Annotated in this window: 19 protein-coding genes; 7 read left to right on the forward strand and 12 right to left on the reverse strand. The window is 68.8% G+C overall.

Annotated elements, in window-relative coordinates; genetic code table 11:
• Positions 1-2: 2 nt before the first annotated feature.
• The 4 genes from ACGFI6_RS06685 to ACGFI6_RS06700 are packed head-to-tail and all read right to left on the reverse strand — an operon-like array spanning position 3 to position 4,642.
• Complete coding sequence (locus tag ACGFI6_RS06685; protein WP_393115702.1) at positions 3-1,466, reverse strand: mannitol dehydrogenase family protein; 1,464 nt, start codon at positions 1,464-1,466, stop codon at positions 3-5.
• On the reverse strand, positions 1,463-2,308 hold the full coding sequence (locus ACGFI6_RS06690) for a carbohydrate ABC transporter permease (RefSeq protein WP_393115703.1): 846 nt from the start codon (positions 2,306-2,308) through the stop codon (positions 1,463-1,465). The genes ACGFI6_RS06685 and ACGFI6_RS06690 overlap by 4 nt, the downstream gene beginning before the upstream one ends.
• Positions 2,305-3,267, reverse strand: a complete 963-nt coding sequence (locus ACGFI6_RS06695) for a carbohydrate ABC transporter permease (protein ID WP_393115704.1) — start codon at positions 3,265-3,267, stop codon at positions 2,305-2,307. Before ACGFI6_RS06695 ends, ACGFI6_RS06690 begins: the two co-directional genes overlap by 4 nt.
• A gap of 13 nt (positions 3,268-3,280) precedes the next feature.
• Positions 3,281-4,642 (reverse strand): ABC transporter substrate-binding protein, encoded by a 1,362-nt coding sequence (locus ACGFI6_RS06700; protein WP_393115706.1) that lies wholly within the window; start codon positions 4,640-4,642, stop codon positions 3,281-3,283.
• A gap of 128 nt (positions 4,643-4,770) precedes the next feature.
• Between ACGFI6_RS06700 and ACGFI6_RS06705 the strand changes: the two genes are divergently transcribed.
• From ACGFI6_RS06705 to ACGFI6_RS06720, 4 genes are all read left to right on the forward strand, one after another.
• Positions 4,771-5,730 (forward strand): sugar-binding transcriptional regulator, encoded by a 960-nt coding sequence (locus ACGFI6_RS06705; protein ID WP_393115707.1) that lies wholly within the window; start codon positions 4,771-4,773, stop codon positions 5,728-5,730.
• A gap of 6 nt (positions 5,731-5,736) precedes the next feature.
• Positions 5,737-6,543 (forward strand): phosphotransferase, encoded by an 807-nt coding sequence (locus ACGFI6_RS06710; RefSeq protein WP_393115708.1) that lies wholly within the window; start codon positions 5,737-5,739, stop codon positions 6,541-6,543.
• Positions 6,544-6,647: 104 nt separating this feature from the next.
• Positions 6,648-7,232 (forward strand): uridine kinase, encoded by a 585-nt coding sequence (locus tag ACGFI6_RS06715; RefSeq protein WP_393115709.1) that lies wholly within the window; start codon positions 6,648-6,650, stop codon positions 7,230-7,232.
• A 63-nt stretch (positions 7,233-7,295) separates the two neighbouring features.
• On the forward strand, positions 7,296-7,925 hold the full coding sequence (locus tag ACGFI6_RS06720) for a hypothetical protein (RefSeq protein WP_393115710.1): 630 nt from the start codon (positions 7,296-7,298) through the stop codon (positions 7,923-7,925).
• Positions 7,926-7,931: 6 nt separating this feature from the next.
• Here ACGFI6_RS06720 and ACGFI6_RS06725 read toward each other — a convergent pair whose 3' ends face one another.
• The 6 genes from ACGFI6_RS06725 to ACGFI6_RS06750 all read right to left on the reverse strand — a co-directional run bounded on the left by ACGFI6_RS06725 (position 7,932) and on the right by ACGFI6_RS06750 (position 14,817).
• Entirely contained in the window at positions 7,932-9,206 is a 1,275-nt protein-coding gene (locus ACGFI6_RS06725) for a thymidine phosphorylase (RefSeq protein ID WP_393115711.1), read from the reverse strand.
• Positions 9,206-9,616, reverse strand: a complete 411-nt coding sequence (locus ACGFI6_RS06730) for a cytidine deaminase (RefSeq protein ID WP_393115712.1) — start codon at positions 9,614-9,616, stop codon at positions 9,206-9,208. The genes ACGFI6_RS06725 and ACGFI6_RS06730 overlap by 1 nt, the downstream gene beginning before the upstream one ends.
• The gene (locus ACGFI6_RS06735; protein ID WP_393115713.1) at positions 9,591-10,880 is read right to left on the reverse strand and encodes an ABC transporter permease; all 1,290 of its coding nucleotides are present in this window, start codon (positions 10,878-10,880) and stop codon (positions 9,591-9,593) included. Before ACGFI6_RS06735 ends, ACGFI6_RS06730 begins: the two co-directional genes overlap by 26 nt.
• A complete protein-coding gene (locus ACGFI6_RS06740; protein ID WP_393115714.1) occupies positions 10,877-12,079 on the reverse strand; it encodes an ABC transporter permease in 1,203 nt (400 codons plus the stop codon). The genes ACGFI6_RS06735 and ACGFI6_RS06740 overlap by 4 nt, the downstream gene beginning before the upstream one ends.
• Entirely contained in the window at positions 12,079-13,629 is a 1,551-nt protein-coding gene (locus tag ACGFI6_RS06745; RefSeq protein ID WP_393115716.1) for an ABC transporter ATP-binding protein, read from the reverse strand. Before ACGFI6_RS06745 ends, ACGFI6_RS06740 begins: the two co-directional genes overlap by 1 nt.
• Before the next feature lie 108 nt (positions 13,630-13,737).
• Positions 13,738-14,817, reverse strand: a complete 1,080-nt coding sequence (locus tag ACGFI6_RS06750) for a BMP family protein (protein WP_393115718.1) — start codon at positions 14,815-14,817, stop codon at positions 13,738-13,740.
• Between the two features lie 276 nt (positions 14,818-15,093).
• On the opposite strand from ACGFI6_RS06750, the gene ACGFI6_RS06755 reads away from it, so the two are divergent.
• Positions 15,094-16,275 (forward strand): amidohydrolase, encoded by a 1,182-nt coding sequence (locus ACGFI6_RS06755; RefSeq protein ID WP_393115719.1) that lies wholly within the window; start codon positions 15,094-15,096, stop codon positions 16,273-16,275.
• Positions 16,276-16,288: 13 nt separating this feature from the next.
• Here the strand turns inward: ACGFI6_RS06755 and ACGFI6_RS06760 are convergent, their stop codons facing one another.
• Complete coding sequence (locus ACGFI6_RS06760; RefSeq protein ID WP_393115720.1) at positions 16,289-17,863, reverse strand: methylmalonyl-CoA mutase; 1,575 nt, start codon at positions 17,861-17,863, stop codon at positions 16,289-16,291.
• 125 nt (positions 17,864-17,988) lie between these two features.
• Between ACGFI6_RS06760 and ACGFI6_RS06765 the strand changes: the two genes are divergently transcribed.
• Both ACGFI6_RS06765 and ACGFI6_RS06770 read left to right on the forward strand, forming a co-directional pair.
• The gene (locus ACGFI6_RS06765) at positions 17,989-19,131 is read left to right on the forward strand and encodes a glycosyltransferase family 4 protein (RefSeq protein ID WP_393115721.1); all 1,143 of its coding nucleotides are present in this window, start codon (positions 17,989-17,991) and stop codon (positions 19,129-19,131) included.
• Positions 19,128-20,366, forward strand: coding sequence for a glycosyltransferase (locus tag ACGFI6_RS06770; protein ID WP_393115722.1), 1,239 nt, complete (start codon positions 19,128-19,130; stop codon positions 20,364-20,366). Before ACGFI6_RS06765 ends, ACGFI6_RS06770 begins: the two co-directional genes overlap by 4 nt.
• A gap of 108 nt (positions 20,367-20,474) precedes the next feature.
• On the opposite strand, the gene ACGFI6_RS06775 is transcribed toward ACGFI6_RS06770, so the two are convergent.
• On the reverse strand, positions 20,475-21,284 hold the full coding sequence (locus ACGFI6_RS06775) for an MBL fold metallo-hydrolase (protein ID WP_393115723.1): 810 nt from the start codon (positions 21,282-21,284) through the stop codon (positions 20,475-20,477).
• Positions 21,285-21,298: the final 14 nt, after the last annotated feature.

Consider the following 21,298-nt stretch of genomic DNA (forward strand, 5'->3'; position numbering starts at 1 on the left):
CACTAGAGCGCTTCGAGCGTGGCGCGGGCGCCGATCTCGTGCAGCGACTTCAACGCTGCCTTGTACGGGGTGACGAACCCCTCGTCCGACGCCAGCTCACCGAACAGGTCCGGGTCGGAGATGAACACCAGCGGGTCCTCCCGGTTGTGCTGGGCGCGCTCGACGAGCTTGTCGCGCAGCCGGTCCACGACCTCGATCGGCTGGCCCTGCTCGTCGACGGCCTCCGCGTACCGCGCCCAGGAGGCGACCACGAGCACCGACCGGGTGATGTCCCGCCCGGCCGCCAACTGCTCGCGGACCACCGGCAGCAGCCACTTCGGGATCCGGTCCGAGCTCTCCGCGCACAACCGCGCCAGCGTGTCCCGTACCTCAGGATTCGCGAAGCGCTCGATCAGCTGGTGCTTGTACCGGTCCAGATCGACCCCGGGCACCGGCGGCAGCGTCGGCGTACCTTCGTTGTCCATGTAGGCGAGCAGGAAGTCCACGAACAGCTTGTCCTGACACACCTCGTGCGCGTACCGGTAACCGGCCAGGAAGCCGAGGTACGCCAGCGCCTGGTGCGACGCGTTCAGCAGCCGCAGCTTCATCAGCTCGTACGGCTCGACGTCCTCGACGATCTGGACGCCGACCTCCTCGTACGGTGGCCGCAGACCACCGAAGTCGTCCTCGAGGACCCACTGCGTGAACGGCTCGCACACCACCGGCCAGCCGTCCTCGACCCCGAAACGGGACGCCAGCGCCTCTCGGTCCGCGTCGATGGTGACCGGCGTGATCCGGTCGACCATGCAGTTCGGGAACCGCACCTCGTTGCGCAGGAACTCCGCCATCGCCGGGTCCTTCAGCTGCGCGAACCCGGCGATCATCTTGCGCGCGACGTGCCCGTTGCCCGGGATGTTGTCGCAGGACATCACGGTGAACGGCGGTACGCCCGCAGCGCGACGCCGGCGCAGCGCCTCCACGATGAACCCGAACACGCTCCCCGGCGTCGCGCCCGGCTCCAGGTCCGCGGCCAGCGCCGGGTCGGAGGCGTCCAGCTCCCCCGTCACCTGGTTCACGTGGTATCCGCCCTCGGTGATCGTCAACGACACGATCCGCGTCGCCGGGTCGGTCATCCGGGCGAGTACGGCCTCCGGGTCGTCCGGCGCGAACAGGTAGTCGACGATCGATCCGATCACGCGCGGCTCCAGCTGCCCGTCCGGGTGCTTGACGACGAGCGTGTACAGGTGGTCCTGCGCGGAGAGCACGTCGTACATCCGGCGGTCCTGAGGCAGCACGCCGACGCCGACGATGCCCCAGTCCAGCGCCTTCCCGTCGCTCATCAGCCGATCGAGATACATCGCCTGATGCGCACGGTGGAACCCGCCGACCCCGAAGTGCACGATCCCCGGAGTCACCGCCGTCCGGTCGTAGGCGGGCACCACGACGTCATTGCCCAGGGCATCGAGAGCGGTTGCGGACAGCTTCACTTGACCGCCCCCAGCGAGAGGCCCTGGACGAGCTTGTCCTGAGCGGCGAACCCGGCGATCAGCACCGGCAACGACACCACGATGGACGCGGCACAGACTTTGGCGAGGAACAATCCTTGACTGGTCACGAACCCAGTCAAGAACACCGGCGCCGTCTGCGCCACTGTGCCGGTCAGCACCCGGGCGAACAGCAGCTCGTTCCAGCTGAAGATGAAGCAGATCAGCGCGGCCGAGGCGATCCCCGGCGTGACCACCGGCGCGACCACCGACCGCAGCGTCCGGGTCAGCGACGCACCGTCGACCGATGCCGCCTCGAGGATCTCCACCGGCACCTCGGACAGGAAGCTGCGCAGCATCCAGACCGCGATCGGCAGGTTCATCGAGGTGTAGAGGATGATCAGCAGCCAGATGTTGTCCAGGAACCCGACCGACTGCGCGAACAGGTAGATCGGCAGCAGGCCGGCGACCACCGGCAGCATCTTGGTGGACAGGAAGAAGAACAGCACGTCGGTCCACTTCTTCACCGGCCGGATCGACAGCGCGTACGCAGCCGGGAACGCGAGCAGCAGGACGAGCACCGTGGACAGGATGCTCGCGGTCAGCGAGTTCGCGATCGACGGCCAGGGACCGGAGTCGAAGAACGACCGGTAGCCGTCGAGGGTCAGCGGTGCGGCGACGTCCGGCGGGTTCTTCGCCGCGTTCTCCTCGGAGTGGAACGAGGTCAGCAGCATCCACAGCACCGGCAGCACGAACAGGATCCCGACGATCCACGCCACTCCGCTGAGCACGAACCCGCCACCACGGTTCTTCTTCCCCGTGACGATCGTGACCTGCCCGCTCATTTGCTCGTCTCCTCTCGGAACAGCGTGGACACCGAGCGCAGTGCGAAGGTCGCGATCAGGATCGTGCCGATCACCACGATCACGCCGGCCGCGGAGGCCCGTCCGTAGTCGTGCGCGGTGTAGAAGGTCTGGTAGATCGTGTACGGGAGGTTCGCCGTACCGAGGCCGCCGGAGGTGATCGTGAAGACCGCGTCGAAGTTCTGCACGACGTAGATCGACCCGAGCAGCGCCGACAGCTCCAGGTACTGCCGCAGATGCGGCAGCGTCATGTAGCGGAAGATCTCCCACTGGTTCGCGCCGTCGATCCCGGCCGCCTCGATGACGTCCAGCGGACGGCTCTGCAGGCCGGCCAGCAGGATCAGCATCATGAACGGCGTCCACTGCCAGACCAGCGCGAAGATGATCGACCACAACGGCTGGTTGCTGATCCAGTCCGGCTGCGGCGCGTTGTCACCGAAGATCCACTTCAGTACGCCGTTGAACAGCCCGTACGTCGGGTTGTAGAGCGCGTGCTTCCAGAGCAGCGCCGCGGCGACCGGTACCACCAGGAACGGCGTGATCATCATCGTCCGGACGGCACCGCGGCCGCGGAACTTCCGGTCCAGCAGCAGCGCGATCAGCAGCCCGAGGACCACGCTGATCAGCACGACGCCCGCGGTCAGCAGGATCGTCACGAAGATCGCGTTCCGGGTGTTCGCGTCGGTGAGCACCCGGCGGAAGTTGGCGAACCCGGCGAACCCGCGCTCGTCGGGGTAGTACGCGTTCCAGTCCATGAAGGACGTGATGATCGTGACCACGAACGGCAGCTGGGTCACGATGATCATGAAGATCAGGGCGGGCAGCAACGGAGCGCGGCGGGCCCAGTCGCCGGCCCTGCGCATCATGGTGCCCTCGGAACCCGGCGGCGCGGCATTCCGCTTCGCCGTGGACTGCGCGCCGGATTTCGCTTCGACAGACATGGCCTTCAACCCCTCACTTCGCCTGCCGCGAGCGGTACCGCTCGGCGACGTCGTCGGCGAGCCCTTGCCCGCGTTTCAGTGCCTCGTCGACGCTCATCCGCCCGGCGATCGCCGAACTCACGTCCTGGCTGACCTGGGTCCCGAGGTCCGGGAACTCCGGGATGTCGACGAACTGGATGCCCGGCGCCGGCCGCGGCTGGGTGCCCGGGTTGTTCGGGTCGGCGTTCTCGATCGCCGACTTGGTCGGCGCGGCGAAGGCCGACGCCTCCTTGAGGTACTCCGGGATCTCGTACGTCGACGCGCGCTTCCCGGCCGGGACGTTGGACCAGCCAACCTTCTGGCCGACGAGCTTCTCGTAGTCCTTGCCGGAGGCCCAGGAGACGAACTTCCAGGCGTTGTCCTTCTTCTTCGACGCCTCCTGGATGCCCCAGGCCCACGCGTACAGCCAGCCGGCGTGGTCGGTCGCCTTCACCGGCGCCGGGGCGTAGCCCATCTTGCCCTTGACCGGCGAGTTCGGCGCCTCGAGCGAACCGGCCGCCGACGTCGCGTCGTACCACATCGCGACGTTGCTCTGGATGGTGTTGTTCAGGCACTCGGTGAAGCCGGCCTGCGGTGCGCCCGCCTCGCCGTGCGCGCGGACCAGGTCGACGTAGAACTTGGTCGCCTCGGTGAACGCGGGTGCGTTCACCTGCGCCTGCCAGTCCTTGGTGAACCAGGTGCCGCCGAAGGTGTTCACGACCGTGGTGAGCGGCGCGAAGATCTGACCCCAGCCGGGCTGGCCGCGCAGGCAGATGCCGCGCATCCCGGGCTGGGCGTTGTCGACCTTCGCCGCGATGTCCGCGACCTCGTCCCAGGTCGGCTTGGCCGGCATCGTGATGCCCTTCGCGGCCAGGACGTCCTTGCGGTACATCAGGAACGACGACTCGCCGTAGAACGGTTCACCGTAGATCTTGCCGTCGGCCGACATCGACTGCGTCATCGGCTTCAGGATGTCGTCCTGGTCGAACGCCGGGTCCTTGGCGATGTAGTCCGACAGCGGCGCGATCCACTTGGACTTCGCGTAGATCGGGATCTCGAAGTTGCTCACCGACGCGACGTCGTACTGACCTGCCTGGCTGGAGAACTCCTGGCTGATCTTGTCCCGGACGTCGTTCTCGGGCAGCACGGTGAAGTTCACCTTGATCCCGGTCTGCTTGGTGAAGTTGTCGGCGGTGAGCTTCTGCAGATCGATCATCTGCGGGTTGTTCACCATCAAGACGTTGATGCTGTCCTGACCACCGCCGCCTGCTCCGCCTCCCCAACCTGCACAGCCGGTGACCGCGGTCATCAGCACCGCGACCCCGACCGCTCCGATCCGCTTGCGCCTACTCAGCACCGTGTCTGCCTCCGCTCATTTGAGCATGCCTGCGCTCACAGCACGAGTAGACCGGGAAGAGCCTTGACGTGTCAAGAGTCTGTGCAACACTTGTGTCCACATGTGCTCATATGAGCGGGGAGGCTGTGATGGAGTCGAGTGCTGGTGCCTTCGGGCCGGCCCAGCTGGTGCTCACCGCGTCGATCGCGCGGCGGTACTACGTCGACGGGCGGTCGAAGGTGGAGATCGCCGACGAGTTCCGGTTGAGCCGGTTCAAGGTTGCGCGATTGCTCGACCAGGCGCGCAGCAGTGGGCTGGTACGGATCGAGATCAGCCACCCCGGCGCGATCGACCTCGACCTGTCCGCCCGCCTGCAGGAGGCGCTCGGCCTACGGCGCGCGATCGTCGTCGACACCCCTGAGGAGGACGAGCCGGCGCTGCGCACCCAGCTCGGGAAGGCCGCGGCGGACCTGCTGTCCGAGATCGTCACGCCCGAGGACGTGCTCGGGCTCGCCTGGGCGCGAGCGGTGACCGCGATGACCGAGCAGCTCACCTCACTCGCTCCCGTACCCGTCGTCCAGCTGACGGGGGCACTCACCCGCCCGGACGTCGAGGCGAACTCGGTCGAGCTCGTCCGGCACACCGCCCGCCTGTCGGGCGGTCCGGCATACCTGTTCTATGCACCGCTTGTCGTCCCGGACGCGGCGACCGCGCGGGCCCTGCGGCAGCAGCCCGAGGTGGCCGAGGCGATCAGTCACTTCGAATCGGTGTCGAAGGCCGTCGTCGGGCTCGGGTCCTGGGCCTCCGGGCAGTCGACGCTGTACGACGCGATGGACGAGAAGGCCTGCGAGCAGCTGCGGCGCCGGGGGGTGGTGGCCGACATCTCGGGCGTTTTCGTGGACGCGGACGGCGCGCCGGTGCACAGCCGGGTCACCGACCGGGTGATCGCGATCGACGCCGAGCAGATGACCAAGATCGACGAGGTGATCGCGATCCCGTACGGGCTGGCCAAGGTGGATGCCGTCCGCGCGGCCGTGCGCAGCCGCCTGGTGAACGCGATCGTTACCCACGCACCCCTGGCGAAAGCGCTGCTCAACGAGACAAACTGACCGGCGATGCCTGCCGAGGTGGAGACCCAGTTGCTCGGTGGTACTGCGAACCGCGGGCTGGTCGTGCGGGTCGGGGACACCGTCCGGAGGCCGCTGCGTGCCAGTAGCAGGGCGACGCATGCGCTGCTGAAGCACCTGGAGCGAGTCGGGTTCGACGGGGCTCCACGGCTGCTCGGGATCGACGCGCAGGGGCGAGAGGTGCTGTCGTACCTGCCTGGCGAGACGGTGCGGACGCCGTACCCGGCCTGGTCGATGACGGACGAGGCCCTGGACAGCGTCGCGGCATTACTTCGCAGTTATCACCAGGCGGTCGCGGACTTCCGGCCGGTCGGCCTCCAGTGGGCCGAACCGGTCCCGCCAGGCTACGTGACCGGCCTGATCAGCCACAACGACCCGAACCTCGACAACGTCGTCTTCCGCAACGGCGTCGCCGTCGCCCTGATCGACTTCGACCTCGCCGCACCTGGATCGCCCCTGTGGGACGTCGCAACCGCCGTCCGCCTGTGGGCCCCGCTACGCCCCGACGCCGACATCGACGACGTCCGCCGCGGCCATTCGCTGAGCCGGCTGCGGCGCTTCGCCGACGCTTACGGACTGGACGAGGCCGACCGCGTCCGCCTGGTCGAGGCCGCCGCCGACAACCACATCTGGTGCATGGACTACGTCCGTCGCGGCGCCGAGACCGGCCACCCCTGGTTCCACCAGCGCTGGACCACCGGCGAGTCCGAACTAACCACCCGCACCAACACCTGGTTCAAGAACCACGCCGCCGCCCTCCGCCAGGCCCTGGATGTGCCGAACGACAGGACGTAGTCATGTACGTATATCGCTCCGCACGCCTGGCGTAGCGGTCGACAGCCCCGCCGGACCCGACACCTCCTGTCCTTCGGTCCGCCGCCATACCGGAGAATGTGCGGATGCGTTCCAGGGTGGTGTTGCTGGCGGGGCCTTCGGGGGCGGGGAAGTCCCGGCTGGCGGAGCAGGTGGGGTTGCCGGTGGTTCGGCTGGACGACTTCTACCGCGACGGCGACGACGAGGCGATGCCGCGGTCGCCGCTCGGGATCGTCGATTGGGACGACCCGCGATCCTGGGACGGCGACCGTGCGGTCGCGGCGCTCGAGCAGTTGTGCAAGACCGGAACGGCCGACCTCCCGATCTACGACATCGCCCACGACGGCACCGTCGGGCATCGTCCGGTCAGCACCGGCGACTCCCCACTGATCGTTGCTGAGGGCATCTTCGCGGACCAGATCGCCGGCGCGCTCCGCGAACGCGACCTGCTGGCGACCGCGATCTGCGTCTACCACCACCGCATCGTCACGTTCGCGCGGCGCTTCCAGCGCGACCTTCGCGAGCACCGCAAACCCCCGCTGACATTGCTTCGTCGCGGTCTGTTGCTGCTCCGTGACGATCCGCAGGTGGTCCGCCGCTGCGTCGCCGCGGGCTGCGAACCCCTGCATCCCAAGGCAGCTCGCGCCCGGATCGAGAGATTGTTCTCCTGAAGTTAACCAACTTCTGTTGGTATCGGACTCGTGAAACGGAATGCGCCAGGCGTTGCTGTGGTAGTGACCGCATTGCTGCTGGGTGTAACCGCCTGCGGGAACGAGGCCGGCAGCTCGGCAAGTGCTGCCCAGACACCGAAAGCGGAGCACTCCGCGCTCTCCGGTACGGCCGACAAAACGGCGAAGAGTGCGCTCGCCGGCCTGATCACGCTGCCTGCCGGGTACGTCGACGACTCCCGCAACACCACAGGTCCGTTCACCGCGACCTCGTACCTCAACACCTGGTCCGCCGACCCGGCGCTCGACCGCGCTCTGCTCCTGAACGCGAGCTTCGTCGAGGGCTACCGCGCGACCAGGCTCAGCCCGGACAAGAAGAAGCGCTTCACCGTCCAGCTGTTCAAGACCGGCTCTGCCGCGAAGGCGAAGGCGCTGCAGTCCGGCCTGTGGAAGCGGGACACCCACGATCACGCGTTCCCGCTCGCCCACGCTCTCTCCGACGCCGGCGTCGAGTACGACGGCGGCACCGACCAGTCGGTCGCGATCGCCGAGGCGAGCCTGACGGTCGGCCCGATGGTGGTGGAGCTCACCATCCGCGAGGCCGCCGCCCTGGGCACCAAGCTCACCCCCGACACAGCCCTGATCACCACCATGGTCAAGGAACAGCGCACGAGACTGACCGCGACCTCCAACTAGGGTGCGTCAGACGATCCGGTCGATCACCAACGGGCCGGGCGTGTACGAGTCGGCCACCGCGACTGCATCGGTGAGGGACTCAAGGGCACGCTCGATGCGGGTCGGGTCGTCGGTGTGCAGAGTGAGCAGCGGCTGACCCTCCTGGATCCGCTCGCCCGGCTTGGCATGCATTTGTACGCCGGCGACCGCCGACACCGGGTCTTCCTTGCGCGCCCGCCCCGCGCCGAGGCGCCACGCCGCGACACCAACGGCAAGCGCGTCCAGCTTGGACAGTACGCCGGAAGCCGGCGCCGGGACGACGTGTTGCTCCGGAGCGATCGGCAACTCCGCCGCAGCGTCTCCTCCTTGGGCGGAGATCATCGCCCGCCACGCGTCCATCGCCGTACCGTCCCGCAGCTTCTCGGCCGGGTCGACGCCGGTCACCCCGGCGGCCGCGAGCATCTCGTTGGCCAAGGCAACGGTCAGCTCGATCACGTCGGCCGGACCTCCGCCCGCCAGTACTTCGACGGATTCCCTGACCTCCAAGGCGTTCCCGGCGGTCAGCCCGAGCGGGACGGACATGTCGGTGAGCAGGGCAACTGTCTTCACACCCGCATCGGTGCCGAGCGCAACCATTGTCTCGGCCAGTTCGCGGGCGTCCGCGAGCTCCTTCATGAACGCACCGGAGCCGACCTTCACGTCCAGTACCAGCGCGCCGGTGCCCTCGGCGATCTTCTTGCTCATGATCGAGCTGGCGATCAGCGGGATCGCCTCGACCGTACCGGTCACGTCGCGCAGCGCGTACAGCTTCTTGTCCGCCGGGGCCAGCCCGTCGCCGGCCGCGCAGATCACCGCGCCGACCTCCTCCAACTGCTGCATCAGCTCGTCGTTCGACAGCGACGCCCGCCAGCCCGGAATCGACTCCAGCTTGTCCAGGGTGCCGCCGGTGTGCCCGAGGCCGCGCCCTGACAGCTGCGGTACGGCAACGCCGCAGGCCGCGACCAACGGCGCCAGCGGCAGCGTGATCTTGTCGCCGACACCACCGGTGGAGTGCTTGTCCGCGGTCGGCCGGGACAGCTTGCCGAAGTCCATTCGCTCGCCGGACGCGATCATCGCCGCGGTCCAGCGGGCGATCTCGCGCCGGTTCATCCCGTTCAGCAGGATCGCCATCGCGAGCGCGGACATCTGCTCGTCGGCGACGTCGCCCTTGGTGTAGGCGTCGATCACCCAGTCGATCTGCCCGTCGCTCAGCTCGGCCTTGTCCCGCTTGGCCCGGATGACGTCCACCGCGTCGAAGCTCATCAGTTCTCCAAGTCCTCCGGCCCGAACGCGTCGGGCAGCAACTCACGCAACGGGCGCGGTCCGGTCGGTGTCTCCAGCAGCAGGTTGGGCCCGCCGTTTTCGTGCAGCAACTGCCGGCACCGTCCGCACGGAGTCAGCAGGTCACCGTGGTGGTCCACGCAGGTGAACGCCACCAGCCGGCCGCCGCCGGTCCGGTGCAGCTCCGACACCAGCCCACACTCCGCACACAACGTCAGCCCGTACGAGGCGTTCTCCACGTTGCATCCGGCAACGATCCGCCCGTCGTCGACGTACGCCGCAGCCCCGACAGCAAACCCCGAGTACGGCGCGTAGGCACGCCGCATGACCTCCTCGGCAACCGCACGCAGGGCCGCCCAGTCGGGCTCACTCGGTGACGTAGGGTTCACCATCTGCCTTCGGGGCTCTGACTCGGCCGACCAGGCCGGCTACGGCGATGATGGTGGCCAGGTACGGGGCCATCAGGAGCAGCTCGCCCGGGATCGGGGTCTGGATGATCTGGAGCTGCGACTGCAACTGGGTCGCGAAGCCGAAGAACAGTGCGGCGACCGTGGCGCCGATCGGGTGCCAGCGGCCCATGATCAGTGCGGCCAGGGCGATGAACCCGTTGCCGGCGGTCATCTCCTTGCTGAACGAGCCCGCGTACCCGACGGTGAAGAACGCACCGCCGAGGCCGGCCAGGATGCCGGCCGTGAGCACCGCGGAGTACCGGATCCGCTTGACCTTGATGCCGACCGTGTCGGCCGCCTTCGGGTGCTCGCCGACCGCACGGATCCGCAGGCCCCACCGGGTCTGGAACAGCACGAACGTGACCACGGCGACCGCGAGATAGGTCAGGTACACCAGGATCGTCTGGTTGAACAGGATCGGGCCGATGAACGGGATGTCACCGAGGCCCGGGATCTTGATCGCGGACAGCACCTTCGGCGTGTTCAGCTTCTCCGCGTCGTCGGCCAGGAACCGGTCGAACAGGAAGCCGGTGATCCCGGTCGCGAACACCACCAGGACGACACCGAGCACGACCTGGTTCACCAGGTACTTGATCGAGAACACCGCGAGCAGCGCAGCCATCACCACACCGGTCGCGGCCGCCGCGATCAGCGCGAGTACGCCGCTGTGGGTCGTACTCGACACGACCGCCGCGGTGAACGCGCCGACCAGGAACTGGCCCTCGATCGCGATGTTGATGACGCCGGCCCGCTCGCACATCACGCCGGCGAGCGCGCCGAGGATCAGCGGGGTCGCGAAGTTCAGCGTGCCCTGGAACTGGTTCGCGAGCGGGAACGTCTTGCCGGCCGCGGCCCAGCACAGGAAGGCACCGATGAAGCAGATTCCCAGTACGGCGGCCAGCCAGCCGGCGTACCGCTGCGGCACCCGGCGCAGGGCGTACGCGACCGCGGTGCCGACGCCGATGATCGCGAGGATCAGGCCGACCGCCTGCGCGGGCAGCCCGAGCAGGTTGTGCTGCAGGTCGCCCGAGACCAGCTGGAACGTCGCCTTGCCGCTCTTGGTGAAGACGGCCAGCAACAGGCCGATCAGCGCGAACACCATCATCAGGCCGCCGACCCGCAGCCGGCGGGTCCGCTCGGCCGGCCCCTCGATGACCTGCGCCTTCGGCGCCGCCTCGGGGACGGCGTCCGGAGTTGTCTCGCTCATCCGTTCCAGCCTTTCGCAAGCACTGTGCCGGCGCCACGGTCCTTCGGCAGGAAGCGGAAGACCGAGCGCACCAGCGCCGGGGCCGCGACGAACAGCACGATCACGGCCTGCAGGACAGTGGTGAGTTCGAGCGGGGTCTGGGTGATCAGCTGCATCTGCAGACCGCCCGCGTTCAGCGCGCCGAACAGCAGGCCGGCCAGTACGGTGCCGAGCGGCGTACCGCGGCCGAGCAGCGCCACCGTGATCGCGTCGAACCCGACCGAGGCCGCGACCCCGTCGGTCAGCGGCAGGTCGGTGCCGAGCACCTGCTGGGTCCCGGCCAGACCGGCCAGCGCGCCCGCCACCACCATCGCGATCACGTACGCGCGGCCGACCGACATACCGGCCGTCCGGGACGCGTCCGCGTTCGCGCCGACCGCCCGCAGCTCGAAGCCGATCGTCGAGCGGCTCAGCAGCCACCAGACGAACACCGCGGCCACCAGCGCGACCAGGAACCCGAGATGCAGCCGGGTGTCCCCGAACTTCGGGAACTGGGCGTTGCCGTCCACGATCGGCGAGATCGGGTCGGTCCGCCCGGGCCGCTGGAACGTCTTCGTGGTCAGCAACCACTGCAGCAGATAGAGCGCCACGTAGTTCAGCATGATCGTCACGATCACCTCGTGGGCACCGGTCCGCGCCTTGAGCAGGCCGACCACACCGCCCCACACGGCGCCGCCGACCAGACCCGCGATCACGGCGAGGATCAGGTGCAGCACCGGCGGCAGGTGCCAGGCGAACCCGACGTACGCGGCCAGCACCGCACCCGCGATCAGCTGCCCCTGCGCGCCGATGTTGAACAGCCCCGTACGGAACGCCAGCGACACCGCCAGACCGCCGCAGATCAGTGGTGTTGCCTGGGTCAACGATTCGCTGATCGGCGTCATCCCGCCCAGGGCTCCGGACAGCAGCGCCTGGTACGCGTTGCCGACCGCACTGCCCGCGGCAGAGATGGTGTCCATCGGCGCGGCACCGAAGTACCCGGCGGCCTTCTGCACCTGCTCGTCGCCGACGATGATCAGGATCGCCCCGACCACCAGCGCCAGCACCACCGCGCTCAGCGACACCAGGCCCTGGATCGCCCACGACGGCAGCCCGGAGCGCCGCGGTTCACCCTTGGCCGGCGCCGGTGCCGGAGCGGCGGCCTCTGTCTCAGTGCTCATCAGATGGTTCCCAACGTGGTCGGGTGCTCGATCGCCGTGTCGTGCGCCTCGGACTTCGTGGCGCCGGCCATCATCAGGCCCAGCTCGTCGCGGGGCGTGTCGGACGGTACGACGCCGACCACCTGCCCGCGGTACATCACCGCGATCCGGTCCGCCAGCGCGGCGATCTCGTCGAGTTCGGTGGAGACGATCAGGACCGCCGTACCCCGGTCACGCTCCTCCACGATCCGGCTGTGCAGGAACTCGATCGAGCCGACGTCCACGCCACGGGTCGGCTGCGAGGCGACGAGCAGCTTCAGCGGACGGGACAGCTCGCGGGCCAGTACGACCTTCTGCTGGTTGCCGCCGGACAGCGACGACACCGGCAGATCGATGCTTTGCGTACGGATGTCGAACTCCTCGACCCGGGAGGTCGCGTTCTTGGCGATCTCGTCGGTGCGCAGGCCCAGCCCGTTGCCGAACGGCTCCTTGCGGAACAGGTCCAGGATCAGGTTCTCGGCGACCGTGAACGAACCGACGAACCCGTCGTGCGCGCGGTCCTCCGGGACGTACCCGATGCCGGCGTCGAGACGGTGCCGGGTCGACTTCCCGGTGAGTTCCTCGCCGGCCAGCGTGATCGAGCCGGCCGCGATCGGCGTCAGTCCGAGCAGCGCCTCGGCCAGCTCGGTCTGACCGTTGCCCTGGACACCGGCCACCGCGAGAATCTCGCCGGCCCGGACCTCCAGGTCAACGTCGTCGACGGCGGTGAACCCACGCTCGTCGATGACGGTCAGCCCGGCCACCCGCAGTACGGCGTCCTGTGGTTCGGCCGGCGTCTTGTCGACGACCAGGTCGACCGCGCGGCCGACCATCAGCTCGGCGAGCTCCTCCTCGGACGCGGACGGCTCGGCCTGACCGACCACCTTGCCGCGGCGGATCACGGTGATCTTGTCCGCGATCGCCCGCACCTCTTTGAGCTTGTGCGTGATGAAGACGATCGACGTACCGGTCTCCTTGAGCTGCCGCATCACGGTGATCAGCTCGTCGATCTCGGCCGGCGTCAGGACCGCGGTGGGCTCGTCCAGGATCAGTACGTGGGCGTCGTTCGCGAGCGCCTTGATGATCTCGACGCGCTGCTGGACGCCGACCGGGAGGTCCTCGACGAGCGCCTCCGGATCGACCGCCATGCCGTACCGGTCGGACAGGTCGGCGACCCGGGCGTGGGCCCGCTTGCGGTCCAGTACGCCGCCGGGGTGCGTGTTCTCCCGGCCGAGCATGATGTTCTCGGCGACGGTGAAGACCGGGACCAGCATGAAGTGCTGGTGCACCATGCCGATCCCGTGGCTGATCGCGTCGCTCGGCGAGCTGATCCGTACCTTCTCGCCGTCGATCAGGATCTCGCCCTCGTCGGGCTGCAGCATCCCGTACAGCATGTTCATCAGCGTGCTCTTGCCGGCACCGTTCTCGCCGAGCAGGCAGTGGATCTCACCCGGCTCGATGGACAGGTCGATGTGGTCGTTGGCGACCAGCGAGCCGAAGCTCTTGGTCAGCCCGGACAGCTCGAGGTGCATGCGGGCAGTCCTTCCCTCTCCCGTGGAGAGCCCTCTCAGACGGAGAGCCAGGAAGGAGCGACCTGTGGGCCGGCTGCCTTCCTGGCTCGCACCGTACTACGCGATCGTTCAGGACGCCTTCGGCTGCGCCTTCGACTGAACGGTGATCTTGCCGCTGATGATGTCGGCCTTGATCTGGTCGATCTCCGACTTCAGGTCGGCCGGGATCTTGCTGTCGAACTCGTGGTACGGCGCGAGCGCGGTGCCACCGTTCTGCAGCGTGCCGACGAACTGGGCGTTGTCGAACTTGTTGTCGAGCACCGAGACGATGGCGTCCTTCACCGCGACGTCCATGCCCTTCTCGACGCTGGTCAGCAGGGTCGAGCAGTACTCCTGGGCGCTCACGCAGCCGTCGGTGTCGACCCAGATCGCGTTCACCTTGCCGTTGCTGGCCTTGGCCGCCTGCAGCGCACCCAGACCGGCCGGGCCGGCCACCGGGAACAGGATGTCGGCGCCCTGGGTGATCAGGTTCTGGCCGTTCGTCTGGCCCTTGGCCTTGTCCTCGAAGCCGCCCGCGAACAGGCCCTTCTGGGTGGCCTCGTCCCAGCCCAGCACCTGGACGTTCTTGCTCTTCACCTCGTTGTAGTGCTTGACGCCCTCGGCGAAGCCGTCCATGAAGATCGTCACCGACGGGATCTGCGCGCCGCCGAAGGTGCCGACCTTGCCGCTCTTGGTCATCCCGGCCGCGAGGTACCCGGCCATGTAGCTGGACTGCGCGGTGTTGAACAGCAGCGGCTTCACGTTGTCGATCGGCTTGGCCGGCGCGGAGTCGACGATCGCGAACTTGATCCCCGAGTTGGCCTGCGCGGCCTTGTCGGTGGCGTCCTCGAGCTTGAAGCCGACCGCAACGATCACGTTGCACTTCTGGGCGACCATCGCAGTCATGTTGGTCGGGTAGTCGTTGTCCGACTTCGACTCCGCCTTGACCGGGGTCACGCCCTTCTCCGACACCGCGTCCTGCAGGCCCTTGTACGAGGTCTGGTTGAACGACTTGTCGTCGAACCCGCCCGAGTCGGAGACCATGCAGGCCTTGAAGTCCTTGTTGGCGTCGCTGCCGCCTGCGTTGTCCTCGGTCGGCTTGCTGCCACACGCGGCGACGGCAAGCGTCAGCACGCCCACGATCGCCGTTCCCCGCACGTACTTCTTCACCGGACGTCTCCTTCGTCGACCAGAATCCTTTAACCGGTACGCCTTCCCCCACGCACCATCCGCAGACTATAGGGCGCGGTCCGTCTTTCTTTGAACGTCGAGCAGGCCTCGATACCGGAAAGTGACCGGCGTTTGCGTCACATTTCGACAACTTCTCCGGTGCGGTCACGGGCTGCGGCGCCGGCGTCACCGTGCGCACGCTCCGTGGCGACCTTCACCGTCCGTGGTCGGACCACTGGCTGCTGGGCTGTCGGGTGGTGGTGCCACAATCGCGGGATGAGTCATCAGCTGCTGGTCGCGGACGTCCTGGCCCGGGTCGAGTCGGTACGCCAGGACATGGTCGCCGTCCGGCGTGACCTGCACGCGCACCCCGAGCTCGGCTGGCACGAGGTGCGGACGACCGAGCTCCTCGAGAAGGCACTGGTCAGCGCCGGACTGTCGCCGCGGGTGCTGCCGACCGGGACCGGACTGATCTGCGACATCGGGGCCGGCGACACCTGCGTGGCGCTGCGGGCCGACATCGACGCGCTGCCGGTACCGGACGGCGTCGAGGCGCCGTGGCGGTCGACCATCGACGGCGTCGCGCACGCCTGCGGGCACGACGTCCACACGTCCGCGCTGCTCGGCGCGGCGCTGGTGCTGGCCGGGATGTCGCGCGACGGGCAGCTGGACCGGCGGGTCCGGGTGATCTTCCAGCCGGCCGAGGAGATCATGCCCGGCGGCGCGCTCGGCGTGATCGCGGCGGGCGGGCTCGACGGCGTACGGCGGATCTACGGCCTGCACTGCGATCCGCGGCTGCAGGTGGGGCAGGTCGGGCTGCGCGTCGGCGCGCTGACGGCCGCGGCCGACAAGCTGCTGGTGCGGCTGACCGGGCCGGGCGGGCACACGTCCCGTCCGCACCTGACGGCCGACCTCGTCTACGCGCTCGCGACGCTCGTCTCCGAACTGCCGGCCGCCCTGTCTCGCCGGGTCGACCCACGGGCCGGCATGTCGCTGGTCTGGGGCCGCATCACGTCCGGCTCCGCCGCCAACGCGATCCCGTCCCGCGGCGAGGCCGAAGGCACGCTCCGCTGCCTCGACGTGAACGCGTGGCGGCTCGCCGAGGAGCTCATCCCGGAGCTCGCCGCGCAGCTCGTCAGGCCCTACGGCGTCGAGGTCGACACCGAGGTCACCCACGGCGTACCACCGGTGATCAACGACGCGACCGCCATCACCGTCCTGCAGAACGCCGTCCACCAGACCCTCGGCTCCAGCGCAGTCGCCCCCACCGACCAGAGCCTCGGCGGCGAAGACTTCGGCTGGTACCTCGAGCACGTCCCCGGCGCCATGGCCCGCCTCGGCGTCCGGCCCCCCACCCAAGAATCAGCCCCTGACCTGCACACCCCGGGCTTCACCCCCTCCGAAGAAGCCATCACCCTAGGCACCACCCTCCTAACCACCACAGCCCTCCTCGACTGACCGCGCCGGTGGGCTAGAAGGTGTCGGCGGGGATGTAGACGCCCCAGACGTCTCGGAGGGTGTTGCTTACTTCGCCTACGGTGGCTCGGGCCTTGAGGGCTTGTTTCATGGGGTAGAGACAGTTTTCGGTGCCTTCGGCGGCTTTTTTGAGGGCTGCGAGGGCGTCGTCGACGGCGGTCTGGTCGCGGGTGGCGCGGAGGGTGGTGAGGCGGTCGACCTGCTGGGCCTCGATGGCGGGGTCGACGCGGAGCGGTTCGTACGGCTCCTCGTCGGCGATCCTGAACTTGTTCATGCCGACCACGACCCGCTCCGCGGCGTCGATCTGCTGAGCGATCTGGTACGCGGACCGCTCGATCTCCTGCTTCTGGTAGCCCTGCTCGATCGCGGCGACCGCACCGCCGTACTCCTCGACCTGGTCCATCAGCTCCACCGCGGCCGCCTCGACCTCGTCGGTCAGCGACTCCACGACGTACGAGCCGGCGAACGGGTCGACGGTCGCGGTCACGTCGGTCTCGTACGCGAGCACCTGCTGCGTGCGCAGCGCGAGCCGGGCCGCCTTCTCGGTCGGGAGGGCGATCGCCTCGTCGTAGGAGTTCGTGTGCAGGGACTGGGTTCCGCCGAGTACGGCGGCCAGACCCTGGATCGCGACGCGGACCAGGTTGACCTCGGGCTGCTGCGCGGTGAGCTGCACGCCCGCGGTCTGGGTGTGGAACCGGAGCATCAGCGACTTCGGATTGCGGGCGCCGAACTCGTCCCGCATCACCCGCGCCCAGATCCGCCGCGCGGCGCGGAACTTCGCGACCTCCTCGAGCAGCGTCGTCCGGGCCACGAAGAAGAACGACAGCCGCGGCGCGAACTCGTCCACGTCCAGCCCGGACGCGACCGCGGCCCGGACGTACGCGATCCCGTTGGCCAGCGTGAACGCGATCTCCTGCGCGGGCGTCGCGCCGGCCTCGGCCATGTGGTAGCCGGAGATCGAGATCGTGTTCCAGCGCGGCAGCTCCGCCTGGCAGTACGCGAAGATGTCGCTGATCAGCCGCAGCGACTCCTTCGGCGGATAGATGTACGTCCCGCGCGCGATGTACTCCTTGAGCACGTCGTTCTGGATCGTGCCGGTGAGCTTGTCGCCGGAAACGCCCTGCTCCTCGGCCACCAACTGGTAGAGCAGCAGCAACACGGATCCGGGCGCGTTGATCGTCATCGAGGTGGAGACCTGGTCCAGCGGGATCTTGTCGAACAGCACCCGCATGTCGTCGATCGAGTCGATCGCCACCCCGACCTTGCCGACCTCGCCGTGCGCGATCGGGGCGTCGGAGTCGTACCCCATCTGGGTGGGCAGGTCGAAGGCGACGGACAGCCCCATCGTGCCGTGGTCGATCAACTGGTGGTACCGCTGGTTCGACTCGGCCGCGGTGCCGAAGCCGGCGTACTGCCGCATCGTCCACGGCCGCTGGGTGTACATCGTCGGGTAGACGCCCCGGGTGTACGGGAACTCACCCGGCACCCCGAGCTTCGACGCCGGGTCGAACCCGTCCAGCGGCCCGTACACCGGCGCGAACTCGAACCCTGACTCGCTGCGATGACTCATCTGCCCACGGTAGGCCGAACCAGCACCGCACTGGTATGACCTCCGGCACTCCCCCGTGGTGATCCCCATCCGTCGACAGGGCATCGACGCGGTGTTACGGGAGTGTCGCCCAGGGTTCATGCGCGATGAGGAACCTTCGAAGTGTGCGAATCGTGATGGTTGCCGAAACCTTCCTGCCGCAGATCAATGGCGTGGCGAACACGGCTCGTCATTGCGCCGACCGGCTCCGCGCCCGCGGGCACGACCTGCTGATCATCGCGCCCGGACCAGGACCCGACGTGTACGGCGACGTACCGGTGCTGCGTGCGCGGAGTTTCCGTACGCCGGGCTACAAGGAGTACCCCGTCGGCCTGCCCGACCCGTCGATCGAGCGCGCGATGGCCGACTTCAAGCCGGACCTCGTCCATCTCGCCTCGCCGTTCATCATCGGTGCGTACGGGCTGCGCGCGGCCCGCAGGCTCGGTGTTCCGACGGTCGCGATCTTCCAGACCGATATCGCCGGCTTCGCCCGCCAGTACCCCTGGTACGCCGCCGCCGACCGCGGCATCTGGCGCTGGGTGACCCGCACCCACTCGCGTGCAGACCGGACCCTCGCCCCGTCGTCCTCGGCCGTCGGGGCCCTGGTGCAGCGCGGCGTACCCCGGGTGCATCTGTGGGGCCGCGGCGTGAACCTGGATCTGTTCGATCCCCAGCACCGCAACGAGGAATGGCGCCGGGAATTGTCCCCTGACGGGCGGCCGATCGTCGGGTACGTCGGCCGGCTGGCCGCCGAGAAGAAGGTCCGGCGGCTCGCCGAACTGACCGACCTGGACTGCCGGATCGTGATCGTCGGCGACGGGCCGGACCGCGCGTCGCTCGAGCACGCGTTGCCGACGGCAACCTTCCTCGGGATGCGCCGGGGCGCCGACCTGGCCTCGATCTTCGCCGGGCTGGACGTGTTCGTGCACACCGGCGAACACGAGACGTTCTGCCAGACCATCCAGGAGGCGCAGGCGTCCGGCGTCGCCACCGTCGGCCCGGCCGCGGGCGGACCGCTCGACCTGATCCACCCGGGCGAGAACGGTCTGCTGTTCGAGCCCGGCAAGCCCGGCTCGCTGCGGGACGCGGTGAAGACGCTGCTCGACCACCCGACGGCCCGGGCACGGATGGCCGCCAGCGGTCTGGAACGCGTCCAGTCCCGTACCTGGCCGGCCGTCGTCGACGACCTGGTCGACCGGCACTACGCCGAGGTGCTCCGCGACGCCGCCGCCGTCCGGCACGTCGCATGACAGGCTCGCTGCGGATCGCGCAGCTCGCGAATTTCGTTGGGCCGACCTCCGGTGGGATGCGGACAGCGATCGAGCACGTCGGCCAGGGGTACGTCGAGGCCGGCGCCGAGCGGATCGTGATCACGCCGGGCGAGAAGGACGTGGTCGTCGAGACCGGGCTCGGCACGGTGGTGCGGGTGAAGGCGCCGAAGGTGAGCGGCGGGTACCGGCTGATCACCAACCCGTGGACCGTGATCGACATCCTGAAGAAGTTCGGTCCGACGACGGTCGAGATCTCGGACAAGTCGACGCTGCTCCCGGTAGCGCGCTGGGCCCGGCGCAACGACATCGGCACCGTACTGTTCAGCCACGAACGCCTGGACGCGATGCTCGCCCTCGGTGCGGCACGACCGGGCCAGCTCGGCGGGAACGACGTACTGCGACCGGGCCGGATGCTCGGTGGCGCCACCCTCCGCCCGAGCCGCTGGGGCGCCGGCGACAGCACGGTGTGGTGGGGTGCCGACGGCGTGAAGTACAGCCAGCTGCACATGGTCGCGACGGTCGCCGCGCTGTACAAGATCCTCGGCCGGACGTACGACGCCGTCGTGGTGACGTCGCGCTACGCGGCGGCCGAATTCGACGAGGTGACGACGCCGCTCGTCCGGATCCCGCTCGGGGTCGACCTCGACACGTTCCACCCGTCGCTGGGCGAGCCGGCGGATGACGGCGTACTCAAACTGGTGCACGCGGGCCGACTGTCCCGGGAGAAGAGCCCGCACCTCGCGGTCGCCACGGCCGCCGAGCTGCACCGCCGCGGCGTGAATCTGCGAATGGACGTGTACGGCACCGGCCCGCACCTGGACGAGTTGCTCGAGATTGCCGGCGACGCGCCCGTCACGTTCCACGGGTACGTCGACGGGCGACACACCCTCGCCAAGCACCTCGCCGAGGCCGACGTCGCACTGTCCGTCTGCCCCGGCGAGACGTTCGGCCTGGCCGTCCTCGAGGCGCTCGCCGCCGGTACGCCGGTGGTCACCGCCAACACCGGCGGCGCCCGCGAACTCGTCGACGACACCTGCGGCCGCTGGGCCCCCGCCAACCCCACCGATCTCGCCGACGCCGTGCTCGCGCTCTCCCAACTCCCCGGCCGCCGCACCGCGGCCCGCCACCGAGCCGAGCTCTACAACTGGCAAACCTGCGTCAACCGCATGCTCACCCTTCACAACCGCCTCGCCCAGACCCGCATCGCAGCCTGACCTGTACCGAACAACGGGTAGAGGTCCCACCTCAGACCGATCGTCGGCTCGCCGCAAGCGTGCGGATGCTGCGGCGGAGGCACCACTACCCGTCGTTCGGTACGGCCCTCACGTCAAGTGGTCGTAGTCGCCCCGGGTCCAGGCGGCGTAGCGCTCGGCGGAGCGTTGGACGCTGGCGTGGGCGCCGGTCGGGATGAGGCCGCCGAAGTTGCCGTAGAGGCGGTCGTAGTCGAATTCCTCGAGTTGCTTGGCGATGCGCAGGGCGACGGCGCCGGAGAGCGGGATGCGGTTCGGGAACGAACGCATGAACGTCACGGACCCGTCCGGATTCGGGCCGATCGTGTCACCGGCCAGGAGGACCCCCTTGCCGTCGGCGCCGGTCCAGTGCGCCACCGCGCTCCCCGGGAAATGACCGCCAGGTTGCACGACAGTGACGCCGGGAACGGGCTGGAGCGTGCCGGACCAGGTCTTCAGCTGCTCGTCCGGCCGCGCCACCCACTGTGCGTCCGCCTCCGAGATGTACACCGGGACACCGCCGAGCCGGCGCGACCACTCGACCTGGACGCCGTACATGTGCGGGTGGCTCGCGATGATCGCAGCGACCTCGCCGAACTCCAGGACCTGCCGGGCAGCGTCGTCGTCGACGAAGCCCAGCGGGTCCCAGAGCAGGTTGCCGCCGTCGGTCACCACGAGCAGCGCCTGCTGCCCGATCCCGGCCTCCGGCTCCGATCGGATGCCGTACAGGCCGGGCTCGATCTCGTGCACCCGCACCCGGTACCCGGCGGCGATCTGCTCGTCGAGCGTCGTCCAGCGCTGCCCACCGGCCGGCACGTACTGACGTTCGTCCGCACAGATCGCACACACGTCCGGCTGCTCGGCGTGCTCGACCGCACAGGTCGCGCAGATCCAGAAACTCATCCTGACTCCTCGTC

Origin of the sequence: Kribbella sp. NPDC048928 (assembly GCF_043197975.1) — a bacterium.
Classification (GTDB): domain Bacteria; phylum Actinomycetota; class Actinomycetes; order Propionibacteriales; family Kribbellaceae; genus Kribbella.

Bases quoted from the DNA above. Each gene is read 5' to 3' on its own strand.
- ACGFI6_RS06690 (WP_393115703.1), bottom strand. From the start codon at position 2,308: ATGAGCGGGCAGGTCACGATCGTCACGGGGAAGAAGAACCGTGGTGGC.
- ACGFI6_RS06695 (WP_393115704.1), bottom strand. From the start codon at position 3,267: ATGTCTGTCGAAGCGAAATCCGGCGCGCAGTCCACGGCGAAGCGGAAT.
- ACGFI6_RS06705 (WP_393115707.1), top strand. From the start codon at position 4,771: ATGGAGTCGAGTGCTGGTGCCTTCGGGCCGGCCCAGCTGGTGCTCACC.
- ACGFI6_RS06710 (WP_393115708.1), top strand. From the start codon at position 5,737: ATGCCTGCCGAGGTGGAGACCCAGTTGCTCGGTGGTACTGCGAACCGC.
- ACGFI6_RS06715 (WP_393115709.1), top strand. From the start codon at position 6,648: ATGCGTTCCAGGGTGGTGTTGCTGGCGGGGCCTTCGGGGGCGGGGAAG.
- ACGFI6_RS06725 (WP_393115711.1), bottom strand. From the start codon at position 9,206: ATGAGCTTCGACGCGGTGGACGTCATCCGGGCCAAGCGGGACAAGGCC.
- ACGFI6_RS06730 (WP_393115712.1), bottom strand. From the start codon at position 9,616: ATGGTGAACCCTACGTCACCGAGTGAGCCCGACTGGGCGGCCCTGCGT.
- ACGFI6_RS06735 (WP_393115713.1), bottom strand. From the start codon at position 10,880: ATGAGCGAGACAACTCCGGACGCCGTCCCCGAGGCGGCGCCGAAGGCG.
- ACGFI6_RS06740 (WP_393115714.1), bottom strand. From the start codon at position 12,079: ATGAGCACTGAGACAGAGGCCGCCGCTCCGGCACCGGCGCCGGCCAAG.
- ACGFI6_RS06745 (WP_393115716.1), bottom strand. From the start codon at position 13,629: ATGCACCTCGAGCTGTCCGGGCTGACCAAGAGCTTCGGCTCGCTGGTC.
- ACGFI6_RS06755 (WP_393115719.1), top strand. From the start codon at position 15,094: ATGAGTCATCAGCTGCTGGTCGCGGACGTCCTGGCCCGGGTCGAGTCG.
- ACGFI6_RS06760 (WP_393115720.1), bottom strand. From the start codon at position 17,863: ATGAGTCATCGCAGCGAGTCAGGGTTCGAGTTCGCGCCGGTGTACGGG.
- ACGFI6_RS06765 (WP_393115721.1), top strand. From the start codon at position 17,989: ATGAGGAACCTTCGAAGTGTGCGAATCGTGATGGTTGCCGAAACCTTC.
- ACGFI6_RS06770 (WP_393115722.1), top strand. From the start codon at position 19,128: ATGACAGGCTCGCTGCGGATCGCGCAGCTCGCGAATTTCGTTGGGCCG.
- ACGFI6_RS06775 (WP_393115723.1), bottom strand. From the start codon at position 21,284: ATGAGTTTCTGGATCTGCGCGACCTGTGCGGTCGAGCACGCCGAGCAG.